General features: G+C 66.4%; 19 protein-coding genes and 1 tRNA gene. 9 read left to right on the top strand and 11 right to left on the bottom strand.

What is annotated here, in order from left to right; genetic code table 11:
• Positions 1-378: 378 nt before the first annotated feature.
• The 3 genes from J9314_RS00285 to J9314_RS00275 form a co-directional block, all read right to left on the bottom strand.
• Positions 379-693 carry a type II toxin-antitoxin system RelE/ParE family toxin gene (locus J9314_RS00285; RefSeq protein ID WP_210603904.1) on the bottom strand — a complete coding sequence of 105 codons (315 nt, stop codon included), beginning with the start codon at positions 691-693 and terminating at the stop codon, positions 379-381.
• On the bottom strand, positions 690-974 hold the full coding sequence (locus J9314_RS00280) for a ribbon-helix-helix domain-containing protein (protein ID WP_210603902.1): 285 nt from the start codon (positions 972-974) through the stop codon (positions 690-692). The genes J9314_RS00285 and J9314_RS00280 overlap by 4 nt, the downstream gene beginning before the upstream one ends.
• Before the next feature lie 495 nt (positions 975-1469).
• Positions 1470-1553: transfer RNA gene (locus tag J9314_RS00275), tRNA-Leu, on the bottom strand.
• A gap of 398 nt (positions 1554-1951) precedes the next feature.
• On the opposite strand from J9314_RS00275, the gene J9314_RS00270 reads away from it, so the two are divergent.
• The 7 genes from J9314_RS00270 to pknB all read left to right on the top strand — a co-directional run bounded on the left by J9314_RS00270 (position 1952) and on the right by pknB (position 11735).
• Complete coding sequence (locus J9314_RS00270; RefSeq protein WP_181274207.1) at positions 1952-2824, top strand: DUF3662 and FHA domain-containing protein; 873 nt, start codon at positions 1952-1954, stop codon at positions 2822-2824.
• Positions 2821-3339 (top strand): FHA domain-containing protein FhaB/FipA, encoded by a 519-nt coding sequence (locus J9314_RS19290; RefSeq protein WP_210603900.1) that lies wholly within the window; start codon positions 2821-2823, stop codon positions 3337-3339. The genes J9314_RS00270 and J9314_RS19290 overlap by 4 nt, the downstream gene beginning before the upstream one ends.
• Positions 3336-4778 (top strand): PP2C family protein-serine/threonine phosphatase, encoded by a 1443-nt coding sequence (locus J9314_RS00260; RefSeq protein ID WP_210603898.1) that lies wholly within the window; start codon positions 3336-3338, stop codon positions 4776-4778. The genes J9314_RS19290 and J9314_RS00260 overlap by 4 nt, the downstream gene beginning before the upstream one ends.
• Complete coding sequence (locus J9314_RS00255) at positions 4778-6379, top strand: FtsW/RodA/SpoVE family cell cycle protein (RefSeq protein WP_210603896.1); 1602 nt, start codon at positions 4778-4780, stop codon at positions 6377-6379. Before J9314_RS00260 ends, J9314_RS00255 begins: the two co-directional genes overlap by 1 nt.
• Positions 6376-7845, top strand: a complete 1470-nt coding sequence (locus tag J9314_RS00250) for a peptidoglycan D,D-transpeptidase FtsI family protein (protein WP_210603894.1) — start codon at positions 6376-6378, stop codon at positions 7843-7845. The genes J9314_RS00255 and J9314_RS00250 overlap by 4 nt, the downstream gene beginning before the upstream one ends.
• On the top strand, positions 7842-9668 hold the full coding sequence (locus J9314_RS00245) for a protein kinase domain-containing protein (protein ID WP_210603892.1): 1827 nt from the start codon (positions 7842-7844) through the stop codon (positions 9666-9668). Before J9314_RS00250 ends, J9314_RS00245 begins: the two co-directional genes overlap by 4 nt.
• 168 nt (positions 9669-9836) lie before the next feature.
• Positions 9837-11735 (top strand): Stk1 family PASTA domain-containing Ser/Thr kinase, encoded by a 1899-nt coding sequence (gene pknB / locus J9314_RS00240; RefSeq protein WP_210603891.1) that lies wholly within the window; start codon positions 9837-9839, stop codon positions 11733-11735.
• A gap of 30 nt (positions 11736-11765) precedes the next feature.
• Here pknB and J9314_RS00235 read toward each other — a convergent pair whose 3' ends face one another.
• The 4 genes from J9314_RS00235 to J9314_RS00220 all read right to left on the bottom strand — a co-directional run bounded on the left by J9314_RS00235 (position 11766) and on the right by J9314_RS00220 (position 14309).
• Positions 11766-12278 carry a GyrI-like domain-containing protein gene (locus tag J9314_RS00235; RefSeq protein WP_210603889.1) on the bottom strand — a complete coding sequence of 171 codons (513 nt, stop codon included), beginning with the start codon at positions 12276-12278 and terminating at the stop codon, positions 11766-11768.
• 87 nt (positions 12279-12365) lie between these two features.
• A complete protein-coding gene (locus tag J9314_RS00230) occupies positions 12366-13010 on the bottom strand; it encodes an anthranilate synthase component II (protein ID WP_210603882.1) in 645 nt (214 codons plus the stop codon).
• Entirely contained in the window at positions 13007-13174 is a 168-nt protein-coding gene (locus J9314_RS00225; RefSeq protein ID WP_181274216.1) for a hypothetical protein, read from the bottom strand. Before J9314_RS00225 ends, J9314_RS00230 begins: the two co-directional genes overlap by 4 nt.
• 1 nt (position 13175) lies before the next feature.
• Entirely contained in the window at positions 13176-14309 is a 1134-nt protein-coding gene (locus tag J9314_RS00220) for a class E sortase (protein ID WP_246490529.1), read from the bottom strand.
• Between the two features lie 226 nt (positions 14310-14535).
• Between J9314_RS00220 and J9314_RS00215 the strand changes: the two genes are divergently transcribed.
• A complete protein-coding gene (locus J9314_RS00215; RefSeq protein WP_210603881.1) occupies positions 14536-15225 on the top strand; it encodes a cell division protein CrgA in 690 nt (229 codons plus the stop codon).
• Positions 15226-15456: 231 nt separating this feature from the next.
• Here J9314_RS00215 and J9314_RS00210 read toward each other — a convergent pair whose 3' ends face one another.
• Both J9314_RS00210 and J9314_RS00205 read right to left on the bottom strand, forming a co-directional pair.
• The gene (locus J9314_RS00210; protein ID WP_210603879.1) at positions 15457-16152 is read right to left on the bottom strand and encodes a rhomboid family intramembrane serine protease; all 696 of its coding nucleotides are present in this window, start codon (positions 16150-16152) and stop codon (positions 15457-15459) included.
• Positions 16153-16209: 57 nt separating this feature from the next.
• A complete protein-coding gene (locus J9314_RS00205) occupies positions 16210-16752 on the bottom strand; it encodes a peptidylprolyl isomerase (RefSeq protein WP_210603878.1) in 543 nt (180 codons plus the stop codon).
• Positions 16753-16924: 172 nt separating this feature from the next.
• Between J9314_RS00205 and J9314_RS00200 the strand changes: the two genes are divergently transcribed.
• Positions 16925-17701 carry a hypothetical protein gene (locus tag J9314_RS00200; protein ID WP_246490528.1) on the top strand — a complete coding sequence of 259 codons (777 nt, stop codon included), beginning with the start codon at positions 16925-16927 and terminating at the stop codon, positions 17699-17701.
• Between the two features lie 145 nt (positions 17702-17846).
• On the opposite strand, the gene J9314_RS00195 is transcribed toward J9314_RS00200, so the two are convergent.
• Positions 17847-19070 carry an MFS transporter gene (locus J9314_RS00195; protein ID WP_210605456.1) on the bottom strand — a complete coding sequence of 408 codons (1224 nt, stop codon included), beginning with the start codon at positions 19068-19070 and terminating at the stop codon, positions 17847-17849.
• Between the two features lie 29 nt (positions 19071-19099).
• On the bottom strand, positions 19100-20839 hold the full coding sequence (gene argS / locus J9314_RS00190) for an arginine--tRNA ligase (RefSeq protein WP_210603877.1): 1740 nt from the start codon (positions 20837-20839) through the stop codon (positions 19100-19102).
• Positions 20840-20911 lie beyond the last annotated feature (72 nt).

The raw sequence follows: 20911 nt of genomic DNA, 5'->3' as shown, positions 1-20911 counted from the left end.
GCGCCAGATCCAGCCCCCTCGTCGCCACTTCACACACGAAGTCCCGTCGTTCAAGGCGGCGCGCACTTTTCGAGTCGTACACGGCTCGAAAAGTGCGCTCCCGCTTGAACGACGTGCTTCGACCGCGCTGACGCTTGAACGACGAGTTTCGACCGCGCTCCCGCTTGAACGAACTTCCTCACGAACGTGCCCACCCGCGCTTCGGCTTGAACGAGCACTTCTCGCACACGGTGGCCCTCCCCCGCGAGCGCCACGCATTCCGGCACACTTTCGGCTGAGCAGCCCAGGTTCGGAACTGGGCTGCTCAGCCGAAAGTGTGCCGAAAGCATGAAGCAGTCTGCGCGAAGAAGTGGCTCATCACAGGGCCTATGAATGGTGTCAGTCTGTGGCGTCGCGAAGGCGTGTTTCGTAGTCGCGGCCACCGTAGAAGATGCCGTGAATCTCGACCGTCTCATCGGTCACCGCGAAGGCGATGACCACGCGGCGGCGAAACCCGATCGTCCGCAATCCCGGTCGCAGATCGTCCCGAGCCGAGCCCACCATCGGAAAGTCCGCGAGGCTGTCGCAGTAGTCGAAGATCGCCGCCACGTACCCCTCCGCCCGATCCGGGAATCCGGACTGCTCAGCGATCCACTCATACAGATCGGTCAGCTGCGCGCTGGCGCGGGGCGAGTAGACGACGGCGCGGATCACGAGCCGCTTTCGGCCAGCCGATCCCGATGCACGCGGGCAAGGTGCTCGCGCATGTCCTCCGAACTGATCGCCTGTGACGGGTCGGCCCTCAGCTCGTCATACGAGGAGACGACTTCAGAGCGCAGCCAGGTCTCGACCGCATCCTCGCGGGCAAACAGGGCACGCAGACCGTCACGTACGACCTCGCTCTCGCTCGCGTATGCGCCAGACGCGACGCGTTCCTTCAACGCCTCCGCCATGTTGTTCGGGAGAGTGATGCTCAGTTGCTTCGTCGTCCGCACGATAAGACCCCCACTTCTAGTAGGACTCAATCCTACTCCGCAGCGTCGATGGAAGGAACAGAGATTTCGCTTTCACCGCTGCGCTGCACCGTAGGAGCCGCCGTCGCGACGATGGCGGTGCCCCGACCGCCACCGCACCCGTACAGCGGTCGTCGCTCAATCCATCGCAGCGCTGTCTGCACCGACGGCCGCTGCGAATGCCGGCGGTGGCAGCAGAACCACGAGCACGGCCAGCGGGGCACTGAGTGAAGCAGCACGAGAGTGCGGCCGCCGATTCCGAAGAGGGTTGACTCCGACGCGCCGCGCGCACCAATGGTCGGTCAATGGTCAGCGCTTTCGCCACGCATTCCGGCACACTTTCGGCTGAACAGCCCAGGTTCAGAACTGGGCTGTTCAGCCGAAAGTGTGCCGAAAGCACAGAGAACTATCCGCGAACACGAAAAAGCCCCTCACCGAACCCTGTGCGGGTCCCGGTGAGGGGCTTCTCGTTCGCTGTGCGCGAGGGGGGACTTGAACCCCCACGACCTTGCGGCCACTGGCACCTGAAGCCAGCGCGTCTACCAATTCCGCCACTCGCGCGAACAAGAGAAAACTCTAGCATCGAGGGCGCCGAAACAGGAAACCGAGGCGACCGATCGGACGAAAACGTGTCCACCTTCACATTTCGGCACCGTCTCTCACGGCAGGAAGGCACCGGTCGCAGCCGACGGACGAACATACCACACGTCCGCAATCGCCCAGCGCGCCCCTGCCCCAGACGCCGTCCCAACCTCCTCATTCCTGCCTGGACGTGCGCCGGGAATCCCAGCACATTGTGGCCCCGAGAACATGCGTGACGTGAGTTGAGAGGCTCACCGCGTTAGGATTGGGTGTTGATGTGCCCAGACTGTGCTCGGCCGGGACTTCCTGGTCAGAGGCGACAGACTTGCGTGGCGAAGAGTTCGCCTACGACCGGCAACACCTGATGAGGAGGTGCCATGGGGATACTCGATCGCTTCGAGAAGGGGCTGGAGAACGTCGTCAACGGCGCCTTCGCCAAGGCCTTCCGATCACAGGTCGAGCCCGTCGAACTCGCCGGAGCTCTGCGCCGCGAGGCCGACAACAAGGCAGCCGTGGTCTCCCGCGGCCGGACCCTGACGGCCAACCACTACACCATCGAACTCTCGCCGACCGATTTCGACCGCCTCTCCGGTCTCGAGTCCGAGCTGCGCTCCGACCTCCGACAGGTCATCGGCGATCACGCCGTCGAGCAGGCCTACAGCTTCGTCGGCCCCGTCTCCGTCGACTTCTCCCTGGCCGATGACCTCGACACCGGCATGTACCGCGTCGTGTCCTCGACCGAACGCCCCGACGGCTCCCCGGCGGCCCAGCCGGCCAACCGCGGCGGCTACGACCCGGTCTCGCGCGCCAACCCGATCGTCGGCGAGTCCCCGAATTCCGGTTCCCGTCCCGTGACTCCGCGCCGCACCCCGGAACCCGCCCGGTCGGCACAGGTCGCCCCGGCGCGGTCGAATCCCGCGGCCCGTCCGGCGCCGGCACCGGCACCCGCCCGAGCCATCGAGGCGAGCGTGACCATCGACGGTCGCTCCCAGATGCTGCGCCAGGGCACGAACACCTTCGGCCGCTCCTCGTCGAGTTCGGACTTCGTCATCGATGATCCCGGCGTCTCCCGTCGCCACTTCGAGATCATCGTCGAAGGCGACCACGCCACCGCCAACGACCTCGGCTCGACGAACGGCACACTCCTGCACGGACGCAAGCTGACCTCGGCGAACCTCTCCGACGGCGATGTCCTCCTCGCCGGTGAGGCCGAGGTCCACTATCACGAGAGCGAGCGGGACGCCCAGTGAGCGAATTCACCGTCACCGTCTTCCGGTTGGCCTTCTTCGTCATCCTCTGGCTCTTCGTCTTAGGCGTCGCCGGAGTCCTCCGCCGCGACATCTTCGGACCCCGGCGCGCAGGTGCGAAGCGAGGCGGACGGAAATCTCGCCGAGGCGGCTCCGCGTCCGCCCCGGCTCCCCCGCCGACTCCGGCTCCCGCACCCCGGCAGGCTCCCGCGCCGGCCGCACACGCGCACCCTGGCACCATCCGCGTCACCGACGGCCCCCTGGCCGGTCAGTCCCTCATGCTCTCCGGGGCACCCGTGACCTTCGGTCGCGCCCCCGACAACACGATCGTCATCAACGACGACTTCGCCTCCAGCCACCATGCCCGCATCTCCGCGAAGAACGGCGCCTGGCTGCTCGAGGACCTCGGATCGACCAACGGCACCATCGTCGACGGCTCACGCATGACCGGACCCATCCAGCTGCGCATCGGCACGCGGATCACCATCGGACATACGACCCTGGAGACCCAATCGTGACGACCGGCGGTACCATCACCCTCCGTTCCGCAGCCCGGTCGCATACCGGGCTCGTGCGTAAGAACAACCAGGACTCCGGCTACGCGGGACCGAACTTCCTGCTCATCGCCGACGGCATGGGCGGGCACGCCGGAGGAGATGTCGCCTCGGCGATCACGGTGGCCAGGCTCGCCGAACTCGATCGCGAACCCGGCGGCGAGGACGCCCTGGAGATCCTGCGCACCTCGATCCTCGACGCGAACGACCGCATCGTCCGCGGCGTCGGGGAACAGCCCGAACTCGCGGGCATGGGCACCACCGTCACCGCGGTGCTGCGCGCACCCGACAACCGCTTCGCACTCGCCCATATCGGCGACTCCCGCGGCTATGTGCTCCGCGATGACAAGCTCCAGCCGATCACACACGACCACACTTTCGTGCAGATGCTCGTCGACGAGGGCCGGATCACCGCCGAGGAGGCCGAGACCCACCCGCAGCGCTCCGTGGTGATGAAGGTCCTCGGTGACGTCGGTGCCTCCCCCGATCTCGATCTGTCCCTGCGCGAGGCCCAGGTCGGCGACCGCTGGCTGCTCTGCTCCGACGGGCTGACCGGATTCGCCGACCTCGACGACATCACCCGAGTCCTCACCGAGGTGGCCGACCCCGACGAGGCCTGCCGCCAGCTCATCGACCTGGCCCTGGCCGGCGGCGGGGCCGACAATGTCACTGTCGTCGTCGGCGACGTGCTCGAAGGGGAGGTGGAGACCCCTGCCGGTGTCTCCGTCGGATCCGTCCACCTCAATCCCCGCTATGCCGCGATCGGAGCCGACACCGAGGCGGAGGCACCGACCGAGGCCCGCCCGAACTACGGGGACGGCGACATTCCCACCGACACCGTGCCCCTGCAGGCAGTGTCCGGTGACGACGACGATGAGGCCCGCGACGGAACGACTCAGCCGCTGCACACCGGTTCCGCCGACGCGGCCGCCGGCACTTCGGAAGACGAGGAGGACGACCTCGAAGACGAGGTCGAGAAAAGGTCCTACCTCGGCTGGATCATCACGGGAATCGTCATCATCGCCCTCGCCGTCGGCGGATTCTTCGCCTACAACTATGTGAGCAACCAGTACTACGTCGCCGATGACGACGGCAAGGTCTCCCTCTACCGCGGCCTCGACACGACCCTGGGCCCCATCGAGCTCAGTCGCCTCGAGGACACCACCGACATCGAGGTCGGCAGCCTCAACACGTATTCGCAGGATCGTCTGCGCGGCTCCATCCCCGCGAACTCCCGGGACGAGGCCGAACGCATCATCGACAACCTGCGCAAGGAAGCCGAGCGCACCAGCGGAGTCTCGGGCAACGTCGAGGACTCCACGAGCCCGACCGATCCGGCTCCCTCACCGCCGAACTCGAAGTCAGCAGACCCCAGTGATGCCATCACCCGGGAGTCGCAGTGATGTCCCAGGCCCCCTCGCAGACCGCGCGTCCCAGGCCCTATCGTCTGGCCGAACTCGGTCTGCTCATCCTCGCCATCGCCATCGCCACCGTCGCCTATGCGCTCGTGGGGCTCGGCGTCGAAGGCACGATCCCGGCCAACGTCTACGGCTACGCAGGATGGCTGGCCGCACTCGGACTCACCATCCACATCGTCGTCTGGATCAAAGCGAAGTACGCCGACCCCGTCCTCGTGCCCATCGCGGTGCTGCTCAACGGACTCGGTCTGGCGATGATCTACCGCGTCGACCTCGGCCGCAAGGAATACCTCGGTTCGGGCATGACTCAGCTGATCTGGATGACACTCGGCGTGGGCCTGGCGATCGCCGTGATCTTCATCGTCCGTGACCATCGCTGGCTGCGCCGCTACACCTTCGTGTCCGGCTTCGCAGCCCTCCTCTTCCTCCTCCTGCCGCTCATCCCCGGTCTCGGAAAGACCATCAACGGTGCGCGCATCTGGATCGGCGTCGGATCGATGTCCTTCCAGCCGGGCGAGATCGCGAAGATCCTGCTCGCGATCTTCTTCGCCGGCTACCTCGTCAGCTACAAGGATCAGCTCGTGGCCGCCGGACCGAAGATCCTCGGCATCAGATTCCCCCGCCTGCGCGACTTCGGACCCATCGTCATCGCCTGGGTCGCCAGCGTCGGCATCCTCGTCTTCGAGAAGGACCTCGGCACCTCACTGCTGTTCTTCGGCCTCTTCGTCGCGATGCTCTATGTGGCCACCTCCAAGGTCTCGTGGATCATCCTCGGCCTCGGCTTCTTCGCCGCCGGTGCGGTGGCCGCGACCTTCCTCTTCACCCACGTGCAGCAGCGTGTGGACGGTTGGCTCAATGCCCTGACCGCGGAGGAATACAACAAGGAGTTCGGCGGCTCGTATCAGCTCGTCCAGGGCCTGTTCGGCATGTCCAACGGCGGGCTCGTGGGCACCGGCTTCGGCGAGGGTCGGCCGAACATGGTCCCCTACGCCGAATCCGACTTCATCTACGCGAGCTTCGGCGAGGAGATCGGCCTGGCCGGCCTCTTCGTCATCCTGCTCTGCTACCTCTTCATCTTCCAGCGCGGCATCCGCACCGCCCAGCAGCTGCGCGACGGCTTCGGCACCCTGCTGGCCACGGGACTGTCGTTCACGATCGCCCTGCAGGTCTTCGTCGTCGTCGGCGGCGTCACCCGCCTCATCCCGCTGACCGGTCTGACCACGCCGTTCCTTGCCCAGGGCGGCTCCTCGCTGATCGCGAACTGGATGATCATCGGCCTTCTGCTGCGGATCTCCGACAACGCCCGGCGCCCCGTCGAGGACTTCCACACCGGCGTCCTCAGGATCACCGAAGACCCGGAGCCGGCGAAGAAGACCGCACCGGCCGCGGTCGGAACCGGGGCTGCGGTCGGATCGGCCGCCTCGGCGAACCATACCGACGAGGATGCGCCCACGACGAACCTCAGTCGCGCCGATCGCGAAGCGCCGACGACCGACCTCACCTCCGCGGACGACTACGACCCTGCCGACCACCACTCAGCCGACCCGAACCACACTGGCCGACGCAACAACGGAGGTGAACGATGAAGAAGCCATTGACGCATATCGCCGTCGTCGGATTCGTCATGTTCGCGCTCCTGTTCGGATCGACGAGCTGGGTCCAGTACGTCACCGCGGATTCGCTGAACAACAATCCGCTGAACAACCGTCGGATCCTCGATCAGCTCGCCCGCGACCGCGGCCCGATCCTCGTCGACGGCACCCCGATCGCCTATTCGGAGCCCGTCGACGACAAGTACGAGTTCCAGCGCAAGTACGGATCGGAAGGCCTCGATCCCTCGGCGTACGCGGCCATCACCGGGTACTACTCGGTCGTGTCCGGAGCCTCGGGCATGGAACGGGCCACCGGCGACTATCTGTCCGGTGACTCCGACGCCCTGTTCTACGACAAGGTCGGCAGCTTCTTCACCGGCGAACAGCCCCGCGGCGCGGCCGTGGAGCTGACGATCGACCCGAAGGTCCAGAAGGCCGCGGTGGACGGACTCGGCAACCAGAACGGCGCGGCCGTGGCGATCGACCCGAAGACCGGGAAGATCCTCGCCCTGGCCTCGACGCCCGGCTGGGATCCCAACGCGCTGGCCAACCACGACACGACCGAAGCCGCCCAGGCATTCAAGAACCTCGAAGCCGCCGACGGCAAGCCCGCGTACAACCGCGCGATCGGCGGCAACCTCTACCCACCCGGCTCGACCTTCAAGGTCATCGACGCCGCGGCGGCGCTGGAATCCGGGGACTACACGCCGGAGACGGAACTCAACGGACCCGCGAGCCTTGACCTTCCGCAGACGACCTCGACGATCGGCAACTCCCATCCGGGGGCCTGCCGAAACGGCGGCAAGCCGACTCTGGCCCAGTCACTCGCCGAATCCTGCAACACTTCGTTCGCCTCCCTGGGCATGGACCTCGGTGAGGACGCGATCAAGAAGCAGGCGGAGAAGTTCGGCTTCGGCCAGGATCTCGAGATCCCACTCAACGTGACTCCGTCCTCGTTCCCCTCCGATCTCAATCCGCCCCAGCTGGCGCAGTCGGCGATTGGCCAGTACGAGGTCCGATCGACCCCGATGCAGATGGCGATGGTGACGGCGAGCATCGCGAACGGCGGAAAGATGATGAAGCCCCAGCTCGTCGACCGGGTGCTCAACGCGAACACTCTCGAGCCGATCGAAGAGACGCGTCCGAAACAGCAGTCCCGGCCGATCTCCGGTGACACCGCTGACCAGCTGACCGAGATGATGGAGGGCGTCGTCACCGACGGCACCGCCTCGGTGGCGAAGATGGGCGACACGAAGGTCGCCGCGAAGACCGGCACCGCCCAGCATGCCTCGGGTGCGGCACCCCACGCCTGGTTCATCTCCTTCGCCCCGGCCGACGATCCCAAGATCGCGGTCGCGGTGGTCGTCGAGAACGGCGGAAACGCGGGCAACGAAGCTTATGGAGCGACGGTCGCCGGACCGATCGCCAAGAACATGATGGAAGCGGTGGTCGAGAAATGAGACCCGTTGAAGGCACCCTGTTGGGCAACCGATACAAGCTCACCTCCCGAATCGCCGTCGGCGGCATGGGCGAGGTCTGGAAGGGTGTGGATTCCGTGCTCGGCCGTGAGGTCGCGGCCAAGATCCTCAAGGACGAATACCTCTCCGAATCGACGTTCCTCGCCCGCTTCCGCGCCGAAGCGCAGAACATGGGTCGCGTCTCCGATCCCGGCATCGCCGGCGTCTACGACTACGGCGACGAGCAGGGCTCGCCCTACCTGGTCATGGAGTACGTTCCGGGTGAGGCGCTGTCGGCCATCATCGAGCGCAGCGCACCCCTGTCCGAGACCGATACCCTGAGCATCGTCTCCCAGGCCGCGCAGGCGCTCGGCGCCGCGCACAAGGTCGGAGTCATCCACCGCGACATCAAGCCCGGCAACATCCTCATGACCCCGGACTTCCGGGTCAAGATCACCGACTTCGGCATCGCCCGCGTCACCGATCAGGCTCCGCTGACGAAGACGGGACAGGTCATGGGCACCGCCCAGTACCTCGCCCCCGAACAGGCCACCGGCAAGGGGTCGGGCCCCGGTTCCGACCTCTATGCGCTCGGCATCATCGCCTACGAGGCACTCGCCGGACAGCGTCCCTTCACCGGGGACTCGCAGGTCGCCATCGCGATCGCGCAGGTCAACCAGCAGCATCCGCCGCTGCCGGACACGGTCTCCGAACCGCTGCGCCGCTTCGTCGACTGCCTGCTGGAGAAGAAGCCCGACCGCCGGCCCGCCGACGCCATGAAGGTCGCCAAGGCCGCTGAGGCGCTCTCGGCCGGCGACGTCGCCGGTGCCGAGGAGCTCGTCCCGCAGATGCGGCACGGCAATGCCGCCTCCGAGGCGCTCACCCAGGTCTTCAACAACCCCGAGCCGGTGCCCACGACCAAGGCGATGCCCGTGACCGCGGCCAACGACGCCACCCAGGTCTACCCGAACAACCAGGCCGCCGGTTTCGCAGGAGCGGCAGGAGCCGCCGGTGCGGGGGAACTCGACCCGAACGACCCGCAGAGCGCGGACGCGCTGAGCACGGACCCGGACAAGGACAAGCAGTCGAACAAAGGCCGCGTCCTCATCTGGATCCTCGCGATCATCGCACTCATCGCCGTCGGCTCACTGCTGTGGTTCTTCCTCGGCGGCGGCAATGCCGAACCCGAACCGGATCCGTCCACCTCGGCGCCGACCTCGGAAGCCGCGAAGACCATCGAGATCGATCCGAGCGACTACATCGGACTGAGCGAGTCCTCGGCCACACAGAACCTCGAGAACAAGGGCCTGAAGGTCGAGACCACGGAGATCGATTCCGATCGGACCGAGGGCACCGTCGCCGACGTCGGCGAGGGCGACAACGGCTACACCTTCGAAGAGGGCGACACCGTGACCCTCTACATCTCCGCCGGACCTGCCGACGCGCCGGAACCGACCACAGACACGGGATCCGATCCGGGTCTGGGCAATGACTCGGAGTCGAGCTCCGATTCGGACTCATCGGGTTCGTCGAACTCCTCGAACGGCAGCGACTCGAACTCCGATGAGAACGGATCGAGCTCCGATCAGGACTCATCGAGCTCCTCGGACTCAGACCAGAGCAGCAACGACAACGGCAATGACTCCGCATCGGACAACGACAATGCGTCGAACGACTCCGCGAACTCGAATTCGACCTCGAACAGCAGCGGGTCGAACTCCGACAGCGATTCGGACAACGGCTCGTCCAGCAACTCGAGCTCGAACAACGGGGGCTCGAAAAACGCGAATTCGAACGACAGCGGGAACGGGGACAATGGCAACTGAACTCGGACGCCACCGGCGATTCCGCTGGGAACAGCGGCGATGAGCAGATCCTGGCGATGAGCAGACACTGAACGCGCAAGAGAAGCGAAGAGTTTGAAATACTGAGAGCTCAACCCGGTTCGGGTGAGAATGAACCCACCGAACGGGTGAGATTAGCGGAGGACATCAATGACTGAACCCAAGGTGCTGTCGGGGCGTTACGAGATTCGTGCGCTCCTCGGCCGTGGGGGCATGGCGGAAGTGCACGAGGGCGTCGACAACCGACTCGGTCGTCGCGTCGCAATCAAACTTCTGCGGTCCGATCTCGCCCGCGATCCCTCGTTCCACACCCGGCTGAAACGCGAAGCGCAGTCCGCCGCCGGTCTCAACCATCCCGGCATCGTCTCCGTCTACGACTCCGGTGAGGAGGAATTCGTCGAATCCGGCGGCTCATCCGTGTCCGTGCCCTTCATCGTCATGGAATACGTCGAGGGCCAGACCCTGCGCGAGGTGCTCAACGAGCACGGCACTCTCACCGTCGACGAGGCGCTCAACGTCATCGCCGGCGTACTCGCCCCGCTCGAGTACTCCCACCGCAACGGCATCGTCCACCGCGACATCAAACCCGCGAACGTCATGCTCACGCCCGAGGGCGACATCAAGGTCATGGACTTCGGCATCGCCCGAGCGCTCAAGGACAATTCGGGTCTGACGCAGACCCAGTCCGTAGTCGGCACCGCGCAGTACCTCTCCCCCGAGCAGGCCCGCGGCGAGGTCGTCGACGCCCGCTCCGACCTCTATTCGACCGCGTGCCTGCTCTATGAGCTGCTGGCCGGTCGTCCCCCATTCGTCGGCGATTCGCAGCTGGCCGTGGCCTACCAGCACGTCGGGGAGACCCCGCAGCCGCCGAGCTTCTACAACCCGAACGTCCCACCGGCCGTCGACCGGCTCGTCCTCCACGCGCTGCTCAAGGACCGCGACGCCCGCTACCAGGACGCCTACACGTTCCGTGAGGACGTCCTCGCCGCCCGCGACGGCCGCCCCATGAGCTTCGACGACGACGCGGACGCCACCCAGGCCTACCCGATGATGGCCCCGCCGATGACCGGGCAGATGGCGCATGCCGAAGCCGAGCCGGCTCCCGAGACCGGTCCCGTGTCCGCGATCATGACGAACCAGGAGGAGCGTCCGCCGCAGAGGCGATCGAAGGCCTGGATCTGGATCGGCAGCATCTTCGTCCTCCTCGCCCTGGCCGCAGTGGCCCTGTGGGTCTACGAGATCAACAAGCCCGAGCCGATCCCCCAGGTCCAGGTCACGGATGTGGCCAACATGGACGCCGACGAGGCGGAGGCCGCGCTCATCAAACAGGGACTGAGAGTCGACACAGATGAGAAGTACAGCTCCGAGGTCGATGAGGGCAAGGCCATCGAAACCGATCCTCCGGGCGGTCAGACCGTCGACAAGGACAGCATCGTCAAGCTCATCGTCTCCTCGGGTCCAGAATCCGTGAAGGTCCCCGATGTCTCCGGCAAGACCGAGGAAGACGCGCGGAAGATCATCAACGATGCGAAGCTCCAGGCCGGCACCCACATCTCTCAGAACTCACCGGATGTGGAGCAGGGCGTGGTCATCGAGACCAAACCCGGAGACGGCCAGGAGGTCGATGTCGACTCGAACGTCGATCTCGTCGTCTCCTCCGGCATGGTCGAGGTCCCCGACGTCACCGGCAAGTCAGCTAAGGAGGCCTGCAAGACCCTCGAGGGCGATGACTACCAGCTGGGATGCAAGACCGAAGAGGTCGAGACCGACGAGCACGATGAGAAGAAGGTCTTCGAGCAGTCCGCCACCAGCGGCAGCGAGGTCAAGCAGGGATCGGAGATCACCGTGAAGGTGGCCAAGAAGCCGCCGGAGCCCTCACCGTCGATGCCCTCGATCCCCGGCGGGATCCCGACCTCGCCGTCCGATGACGGTGACAGCGACGGTGGAGGCGACAACGGAGACAATGGCGACGACGGCGAGAAGGACACCGATTCGATGGGTGACCCGGGCGGCTTCTTCGACGGCTGGTCCGACGCGTCCGGCAACTGAGCAGCCACGTCGCCTACGCGACGACCAGCCTCACTCGAGGCTGAGGAAGAGGTCCGTGCGCATGCTCGCGGGGTCCGCCTCCGGGCTGGGTTCGGTGACGTAGATTTCGATGAACGGCAGGCCCGGATGATGCCCGGCAGATACGGTGTCCTGGAGCAGCTGAGCCCAGGCCTCACCGAGTCCGTCATAGCCGCCGAGGTGGCTGCGCACGGCCATGGAACCGGCCGGCAGTTCGGAGGGGATGACGATATGTCCCCCGCGAATCGGCTGCGCGTTGGTCAGCCCCGCCGAGGTGGGGATCCCCACCTGCAGATCCACCGTTTCGCTCGGCTGCTTCGTGTACAGGGCGAAGGCCGGCCCCGCGGGTTCGAGTCCCGCCTCGGCCAGGGCCGGGAAGAGCCCGGAGAACGTCTCGTCGAACAGGGCGGGCAGATCGTCCATGGCCACATCCCTGCCCTCGACGACGGCGGCCGGTGCCGCCGGCACTTCGATGACGGTGAGTTCGGTGAAGGGCTCGGACCTCTGGTAGCTCGGTTCTGACATCGTTGGTTCCTCCCGATCGCTGTGCACACGATCCTAACGAGGAGCCACCTCGGCGAACACCCCGAAGAACGAGGTCGGCGGGAATTCTCAGGCGATCGCGGTCGCCAACGGGGACATGCCGGCCGCCGCTTCGGCGGCACCGGTCAGTCCGCACACCTCGAGCCAGTTGCCGAGCATGAGGTAACCGCATTCGGTGAGCACGGATTCGGGGTGGAACTGGACGCCGAACAGCGGCTTCTCCCGGTGTTCGATGGCCATGACGATGCCGTCCTCGGTGCGGGCGGTGACGGTGAACCGCTCGAGGTCGAGGGTCTCGTCGACGATCGCCAGGGAATGGTACCGGGTCACGGTCAGCGGGCTCGGGCAGCCGAAGAAGATGCCTTCGCCGTCGTGAGTGATCACGGAGGTCTTGCCGTGCATGAGGACCGGCGAATGGGTCACCTCGGCGCCGAACACCTCGCCGAGGGCCTGATGGCCCAGGCACACGCCGAACACGGGCATGCCCGCACCCTCGGCCCATGACAGCAGCGACGGGCACACGCCGGACTCGGCGGGCACACCGGGACCGGGCGAGAGGAGCACGCCGTCGTAGGCGCTTGCGGTGGCGGCCACCTCGGCGGCGGGGATGTCGTCGTTGCGGACGACGTCGACGTCCGCACCGAGCTCACGCAGATAGGACACGAGCGTATAGACGAAGCTGTCGTAGTTGTCGATGACGAGGATCTTGGTCATTGGCCACCATCTGTCACGGTTGCGTTGTTGAAGGGCATGTAGGGGGCGATGACGGGGAAGACGTACTGCATGAGCAGGAGGACGACCGCCGCGATGAGGATGAGGGCGAAGATGAGCTTGACGAACCAATTGCCGGGGAGCAGTCGCCAGATGAATCCGTACATGTCAGGCACCACCGTTCTTGCTGACCTTGTCGTAGGCCTTGGAGTCCTTGATGCTCTTCGGCGGACCGTCCTTGGCCGGGGTCCAGTCCGTGAGCTCCGAGTAGGCGACATAGCGTTCCCGCGCCGAGAACATCGGGTTGCACGCCGTCATCGTCAGGATCCGGTCCTTGCCCTTGTAGTCGGGCTCGTCGGGCACGGGTGAGAGCACTTCGACGGCGTCGGGGAGGATGATGTCGAAGTTGCGGAAGGTGTAGGTGTAGAAGCCGTCCTTCGTCTGGACGATGATCTCGTCGCCCGGGCGCAGGTTCGCGATCTTGTTGAACGGCTTGCCGTAGGTGACGCGGTGGCCGGCCACGGAGAAGTTGCCGACCTCTCCGGGCATCGCCGAATTCGGGTAGCGGCCGACGCCCATCCGGTTGAGCACGGGTTCGAGGTCGACGCCTTCGGCCACCGTGCGGTAGTAGTCGTCGCCGAATCGCGGGATGTAGAAGATCCCGAAGGCGCTGTTCTTGTCCACCGGGTCGGCGACGACGGGCTCGTCCGGGTCATCGGGCAGTTCGTTGGGATCCTGGTTCGCCCAGTCCTCGGTGAGCTGGTCGGCGAGGTTCTCGTTGTCACGGTTGGCCTCGATGTCGGTCCACCACAGCTGCCAGACGACGAAGAGGATGAGCACGAGACCGGCGGTGATGCACAGTTCGCCGAAGGTGCGCACTGTGCCGCGGACGGGACCGAGCGGTTCCCGCTCGACCGGCTGACGCTTCCGTCGCGTGGCGGCCTGTTCCCGTCGGGTGGGCGGTGGTCCCTGTCGGCCGGGGCCCCCGACTGCCGCGGGCATCGCCTGCGTCGCCTGCCCGGATTCCGCGCCTGAGTAGTCGGGATCCGCGTACATGTCCGGAGCGTCGGAGTAGTGGGCGGTGGGCTGTCCCTGTGCCGCGGCGGCCTCTGCCTCACGGCGGCGCAGTTCACGGCGGCTGGGCAGGGGCTGGTCGCCGGAGCCGGCGGTATCGACCGGGCCGGGGTAGGGGGAGTTCCCGGGGGCCTGTGGTGCGGGGTGCTGTCTCTGCGCAGGACGGATAGTGGGTCGCGAGGGCGGATTTGCGCCCGGCTCGTTACCCGAGGAGGAACTATTCACCACTTCTGCTCCGTGACTGTCACTGCGTTGTCGGGGCTTGTCCGAGGGACAAGCGGGGACACCCCTTGCACCTTATCCTATGAGAATCCCCGTTCGGAGCGCTCTCGGGGCGCTTTCAGGGTAGTCGGAGTTTTTCGCAGTGACCCACGTCCCGAGTAGACTGGTCAGCGATTGTCCCCAACCATTCACTCGGCGACCCCAGCGGAGGTCGGCCGTCAAAGGAGTACTCGTGGCCAAGTCCAAAGGACGGACCCAGCGCCCTCAGCGCACTTCGCGCACGTCGTCGGCGGCCAAGAGCAAACAGGCCGAGACCATCGACGAAGCAGTCGAGACAGAAGCGGTAGAGACAGAAGCCGTCGAGACCGAGGCTGTCGAGACGGATTCCGTGGATGTTGCGACCGAAGAGACGGTCGACGAGTCGTCGAACGACTCCACCGCGGTCGAGGCCAACGCCGACGATGCTGCTGACAGCGTGGACGATGCCGACACCGAGGGTGCCGAGAATTCCAAGGGCACCGCCGCCGCTGGCAAGACGTCCACGTCGAAGTCGGCCAAGAAGGCCGACACGAAGTCGTCCGAGGCCAGCGACGCGAAGAGCAGCGACGCGAAGTCGTCGAAGGGTTCCACGGCCAAGGGTTCATCAGCGAAGCGCACCTCGCGTTCGGGCAACCCGGCCAAGCGGCCGCAGGGTCGCAAGACCGCGAGCTACACCTCGACGTCGGGTCAGCAGACGATCAAGCCGAACCCGAGCTGGTTCCTGCCCGTCCTCATCGGCCTGCTCCTCATCGGACTCATCTGGCTCGTCACCTTCTACGTCTCCCAGGGCGCCTTCCCGGTCGAAGCGTGGGGCAACTGGAACATCCTCATCGGCTTCGCGTTCTTCGTCGCGGGACTGATCATGTCCACCCGCTGGCGGTAGTCGGACTCCCAGCCGCAGTCACCTCTCCATCCACAATCCACAAGCGACGAGTTATACCCAAGCCGGGAGCGTCGCTTGTGGAAAACTTATTTTGAGCTTCTGACCTGCTTAAACACACGTGTGTAAGTTATCCACCTTGTGGATATCTCCTGTGGACAACATTTCTTCCACCGTGAAGTGCACACAAATCACCCTTTATCTGGTAGAAGTCGCACCCTCGAACAGAGGGGCCTACAGCCCCACGCCGAACAGCCTCCAGGCACCGGCCAGCGCCATGAGGATGACGAGCCCGATCGCGGTCAGGAAGAACACCGTGTTCCGGGCTCGCTTCGGGACCAGCAGCGCGGCGCAGCCGAGCACGAAGCCGGTGAGCAGTCCGCCGAGGTGGGCCTGCCAGGAGACTCCCTCGACGAGGAGTCCGTAGCCGAAGTTCAGCGCCACGAAGACCACGACGCCGGTGAGATTCCTATCCAGGCGCCGAGTCGGTGCGAGCAGGACGCCGACGATGGCGAACACCGCGCCCGAGGCCCCGATGTGGTTGGTCACCCAGTCGCTGCTGAAGGGTTCGGCGAGGACGAGCACCATCGCCGATCCGCCCATCGTGCCGATCAGGTAGACGACGAGGAACCGCCAATGGCCCAGGGCACGTTCGACGAAGGTCCCGAAGAAGAACAGGCCGATCATGTTCGCAAACAGGTGGAACGGTGAGGGCTCCTCATGGACGAGGGCGACTGTGAGGACCCGCCACGGCTGGTCGAGGGTGAGTGCCGGAACGAAGCTGAGTCGGTGGAGCAGGCTGAGGCCGGGCACCAGTTCGGCGAGGAACGCAACGACCGTGACGATGAGGATAGTGCGGGTGACCAGGGGTGGGGACAGGGAGAGGGCCCGGCCGGTTTCCCGTGCCGAGCCCTCTTCCGGTGTGTCCATCACACCATGGTACCCACGTCGATTCTCAGACCGCGCGGATACTCACGGCCGGTGAGTTCACTTCGCGGTGATGTCGACCTTCTCGAGGACGACCGGCTCGACCGGCTTGTCCATCGCAGCGGTGCGCACGCCTTCGATCTCGTCGACGACGTGCTGCGAGGCCTCGTCGGCGACCTCGCCGAAGATGGTGTGCTTGCCGTTGAGCCAAGGAGTCTCAGCGGTCGTGATGAAGAACTGCGAACCATTGGTTCCGCGACCCATCTGCTTGCCGGCGTTGGCCATGGCCAGCAGGTACTTGCGGTCGAACTGCAGCTCCGGGTGGATCTCGTCGTCGAAGGTGTAGCCGGGGCCGCCGGTTCCGGTGCCCAGCGGGCAGCCGCCCTGGATCATGAAGTTCGAGATGATGCGGTGGAAGCTGAGACCGTCATAGAAGGGGCGCTTGGTCGGCTCACCGGTCGAGGGATCGGTGAACTCACGCTCACCCTGGGCCAGTTCGACGAAGTTGGCCACGGTCTTCGGCGCGTGGTTGCCGAAGAGGTTGATGGTGATGTCACCGTGGTTGGTGTGCAGGACAGCTGTGTGCGTTGAGACTGTAGTCATGGCTTCATTCTTCCACGACGTGGTCTCGATTGCAGTCTCACACCGGAGCATGCTCAAGTCTGTCAGCTGATCTGCAGACAATTCGATGATGCCGCTGACCATGGGCTTGCACGTAGGCCGTAGACTGGGCAGTGATCACTTGACCACCGACATCTAAGGATTGGGAAGTTTTATGTCGAAGAAGCCAACTCGAGATCAGCTCACTTCGAAGCTCGATTCCGCGAAGCAGTCGTCGCTCCGAGTCCTCGCCGATGCCAGCGAGACCGCGGCCCCGAAGCTGCGCGAGGCAGCCGACAAGGCCCGCCCGCAGGTCGAAGCCCTGGCCGAACGAGCCGAAGAGTTCGCTGAGAAGGCACGTCCCCAGGTCGAGGCACTGGCCGACAAGGCCAATGATCAGGTCCACGCCTGGGCCGACAAGCTCGAGTCCTACCGCCCAGAGGCCACCGAACGCGCCGGCAAGTTCGCCTCGAACGCCGCCAACTCGCTGGCCTCCGTCGAGACTCCGAAGCTCGTCGATGACCTGGCCGTGCGCCTGACCGGTGACAAGAAGGCGATGAAGAAGGCTCGCAAGGCCCTCGGCAAGGCCGGCAAGCGGATCCAGAAGGACACCGCACGCAAGTCCGGCGGTGGGAAGGCCGCCCTCGTGTGGACCCTCGTGATCGGCTCGGCCGCCGGAATCGGGTACTACGTGTGGAAGAAGGCGCAGCCCGTCGAGGATCCCTGGTCGACCCCGCTGCCGAACAACCGTCCCGCCGATGCTCGTCCGGTCGGTTCGACCCCGGCCTCGCGCCAGGCCACCAGCGCTCAGGTCTCGCAGACCGCGGTGCCCTCGACCAAGGCCGAGTCCGCGACTGAGGAGAAGGACGAGGTTCCGGCTCCGAAGCCGGCTGTCAAGCCCGCCGAGGCTCAGTCCGGAACAGCGAACGAGGACAAGAACTCCAAGCACTGAGTTCGCCGATTCCACCGCCGAGGCGGCCCATCGTCACGATGGGCCGCCTCGGCGTTTGTGTGGCTGACCATCGGTACAGAGCAGTCTGCCCAGCCGTATCCGGGATCGTGCCCGGGAATGCACGCGCGACCGTGTCGGCGGGTGTTCAGTCGTCGTCGAGGACTTCGCGACCGGCGCCCCCGCGCGGGATGCGTCCGGCACGACGGGCCGCGAGCAGACCCGTGATCGTGAATGCCAGGGTGGCGGCGAGGATGAGCATCAGCGGCGCCGTCCAGCCCCCGGTGACCGTGTTGAGCCACCCGGCGAACGGCGGCGCCAGGGTCGCGGCCAGGTAGCCGCCGCCCTGCACCCGCGCCGAGGCGGACGCGGTCTGGGCGTCGCTGCCGGCGGTGCGGGCGATGATCGAGAAGATCGCGGTGAAGCCGCCGCCCTGGGCGATGCCGCCGGTGATCGCCCACAGGCCGTAGGCGCCGGGCGCCAGCAGCAGACCGACCGGCAGGGACAGCCAGAGGACGGCGACGATCGCCACCGGCATCCAGGGCCTGGACTTCGCGGCCAGCAGCGGCACCCCGAAGGCGCCGAGGATCGCCGCGATCTGGAACAGCGAGGCCGTGCTGCCGGCCGCGGCCGGGGCGAGTCCGATCGTGTCGGCGAGGTAGCTCGGCAGCCAGGTCGTCGTCGTGTAGTAGGCGATCGACTGGCCGGAGAACGTGACGATGAGCAGGGCGATGATGCCGCGGAAGGCGGCGGGCGCCTGACTCCACGGCACCTTCGCTGCGGGGGCGGCAGCCTCGGCAGCCCGCCGGGCCGCGCCCTCACGGCGTACGCGGGTGCGGATGAGCAGCATCCAGAAGCCGAGCCCGATGAGCGCGAGCACGCCCCAGACCGCCAGCGCCCACCGCCAGCCGAAGGCGGCGGCCATCGGCCCGGTGCCGATGAGCGTGGCCATCGAGCCGATGTTCATCATCGCCGAGTACAGCCCGGTGACCATCGCCACCTGTTCCCACGGCACCTCGCGGCGGATGATGACGGGCACGACGATATTGCCCAGCGTGATCGCCAGGCCGATGATGCCCGTGCCGACGAGCACCAGCCAGCCGGGGCCGACGGAGCGCAGCACCGTGCCCACGAGCACTCCCGTCAGGCAGGAGAGGACCGTGGCCTCGGCGCCGAGGCGGGTGATGAGTCGTCCGGCCAGCGGGGTGGCGAGCGCGAAGAGGAGGACCGGCAGGCCGGTGAGCATGCCCAGTCCGGCCGTGCTGAAGCCCGTCCCCTCCTGGATCCTGGGCAGGATCGCCGTCGGGGCGATGATCGGGGTGCGCAGGTTGAGCGCGAGGATGACGATGCCCAGGATGATCCAGGGCAGCATCCGCTTCGGCGAGGTGCGGGGCGGCGTGCTCACATGCGCTCGGGCACGCGGATGCCGAGCACCCCGAGACCGGCGACGAGGACCTCGAGGACGATCGCCGACAGCCGCAGGCGGGAGGCCCGCAGCTCAGGGGTGTCCGCGATGAGCACGGGACACTGCTCGTAGAACGAGGTGAAGGCCTGGGCGAGATCGAAGAGGTACGTGCACAGTCGGTGGGGCTGGGAGCCCGCGGCCGCCTCGGCGATGACGTCGGCGAAGCCGAGGATCGACAGGGCCAGCTCACGTTCGGCCGGCTGCTCGAGGCTGATCGCCGCGTTCGCGACCCCGGCGGCGTCGACGCCTTCGGCCTCGGCCCTGCGCCCGATCGAGCGGATGCGGGCGCCGGCGTACTGCAGGTACGGGGCGGTGTTGCCGATGGGGGCGAGCATCCGGTCGAGGTCGAAGGTGTACGAGGTGTCGTGGGCGACGGAGAGGTCGGCGTACTTCACCGCACCGATGCCGACGATGCGGGCGACCTCCTCGGCCTCCTCGTCGGTGAAGTCGACGGTCGACTCGGCCACGGTCGCCTTCGCCCGGGACACGGCCTCCTCGAGGAGTTCGGCCAGGCGCAGCGGGGCACCGGAGCGGGTGCGCAGGATCTTGCCGTCGGAGCCGAGCACATTGCCGATCTTCACGTGTTCGGCGCTGACCGTCTCGGGCAGCCAGCCGGCCTCGCGGGCGACGGTGAAGACCATCTCGAAGTGCATGGCCTGCGGGGTCCCGACGACGTAGAGAGCCCGATCGACGCCGAGGTTGATCGCACGGCTGCGGATCGCCGCGAGGTCGGTCGTGGCGTAGCCGTAGCCGCCGTCGGACTTGCGGATGATGAGCGGCAGGGGCTCGCCCTCGCGGCCGGTGAAGCCGGCGGGGAACACGCACAGGGCACCGTCGGAGAGCGTCGCCAGCCCCTTGGCCTCGAGTTCGTCGCAGACCTCGGCGAGGACGTCGTTGTACGTGGACTCACCGGCCAGGTCGTCATCACGCAGGGTGACGTCGAGGAGGGAGTAGATGCGGTTGAAGTAGTCCCGTGAGTAGCCGACGAGCCTCGTCCACAGTCCGAGTGTCTCCTCGTCGCCGCCCTGGAGCTTGACGACGCGGGAGCGGGAGCGGGTGGCGAAGGCTTCGTCGGCGTCGAACTTCGACCGGGCGGCCTGGTAGAACGCGTTCGGATTCTCCGACACCTCGGCGGCGGCCTCCGAGTCGACTCCGACGTCGAGGAGGTGTTCGATGAGCATGCCGAAGGGCGTGCCCCAGTCGCCGATGTGGTTCTGGCGGATGACGGTGTTGCCGAGGAATTCGTGCGTCCGGGCCAGGGCGTCGCCGACGACGGTGGTGCGCAGGTGCCCGACGTGCATCTCCTTGGCGACGTTCGGCGCCGAGTAGTCGATGGCGATCCGCTGCGGATCGGCGTTCTCCGGTGCCGCTGCCGCTCCGCCGGCCTCGAGGGTGCGGGCGAGGAACTCGGGGGTGAAGGTGAGGTTGATGAACCCGGGCCCGGAGATCTCCGGCGGTTCGCAGATGTCGGAGACCTCGAGGTTGTCGACGGTCGTGGTCGCGATGTCCCGCGGCTTCGACTTCAGCTCCTTCGCCAGCGGCAGGGCGACATTGGCCTGGAAGTCCGCGAACTGGCTGCTGCGGATGACCGGATCGCGATCTGCGAAGTCCTCGCCGAAGGCGGCGGTGAGGGCAGCGGCGAAACGATCGGTGAGCGTGGCAGTCAGAGATGGCATACGGCCATTCTATTGCCGCGTGCAAGTTGCCTGGGCATCGGTCTCGGGGCGGGGTACGCCGGCACGTCAGCT

The sequence above is a fragment of the Brevibacterium oceani genome (assembly GCF_017948325.1).
GTDB lineage: Bacteria > Actinomycetota > Actinomycetes > Actinomycetales > Brevibacteriaceae > Brevibacterium > Brevibacterium oceani.
The sequence above is the reverse complement of the archived record's forward strand: the minus strand, read 5'-3'. Positions and strand labels throughout refer to the sequence as shown.

Coding starts and splice junctions, on each gene's coding strand:
- J9314_RS00270 (WP_181274207.1), top strand. CDS start 1,952: ATGGGGATACTCGATCGCTTCGAGAAGGGGCTGGAGAACGTCGTCAAC.
- J9314_RS00255 (WP_210603896.1), top strand. CDS start 4,778: ATGTCCCAGGCCCCCTCGCAGACCGCGCGTCCCAGGCCCTATCGTCTG.
- J9314_RS00250 (WP_210603894.1), top strand. CDS start 6,376: ATGAAGAAGCCATTGACGCATATCGCCGTCGTCGGATTCGTCATGTTC.
- J9314_RS00245 (WP_210603892.1), top strand. CDS start 7,842: ATGAGACCCGTTGAAGGCACCCTGTTGGGCAACCGATACAAGCTCACC.
- pknB (WP_210603891.1), top strand. CDS start 9,837: ATGACTGAACCCAAGGTGCTGTCGGGGCGTTACGAGATTCGTGCGCTC.
- J9314_RS00235 (WP_210603889.1), bottom strand. CDS start 12,278: ATGTCAGAACCGAGCTACCAGAGGTCCGAGCCCTTCACCGAACTCACC.
- J9314_RS00230 (WP_210603882.1), bottom strand. CDS start 13,010: ATGACCAAGATCCTCGTCATCGACAACTACGACAGCTTCGTCTATACG.
- J9314_RS00225 (WP_181274216.1), bottom strand. CDS start 13,174: ATGTACGGATTCATCTGGCGACTGCTCCCCGGCAATTGGTTCGTCAAG.
- J9314_RS00210 (WP_210603879.1), bottom strand. CDS start 16,152: ATGGACACACCGGAAGAGGGCTCGGCACGGGAAACCGGCCGGGCCCTC.
- J9314_RS00205 (WP_210603878.1), bottom strand. CDS start 16,752: ATGACTACAGTCTCAACGCACACAGCTGTCCTGCACACCAACCACGGT.
- J9314_RS00200 (WP_246490528.1), top strand. CDS start 16,925: ATGTCGAAGAAGCCAACTCGAGATCAGCTCACTTCGAAGCTCGATTCC.
- J9314_RS00195 (WP_210605456.1), bottom strand. CDS start 19,070: ATGCTGCCCTGGATCATCCTGGGCATCGTCATCCTCGCGCTCAACCTG.
- argS (WP_210603877.1), bottom strand. CDS start 20,839: ATGCCATCTCTGACTGCCACGCTCACCGATCGTTTCGCCGCTGCCCTC.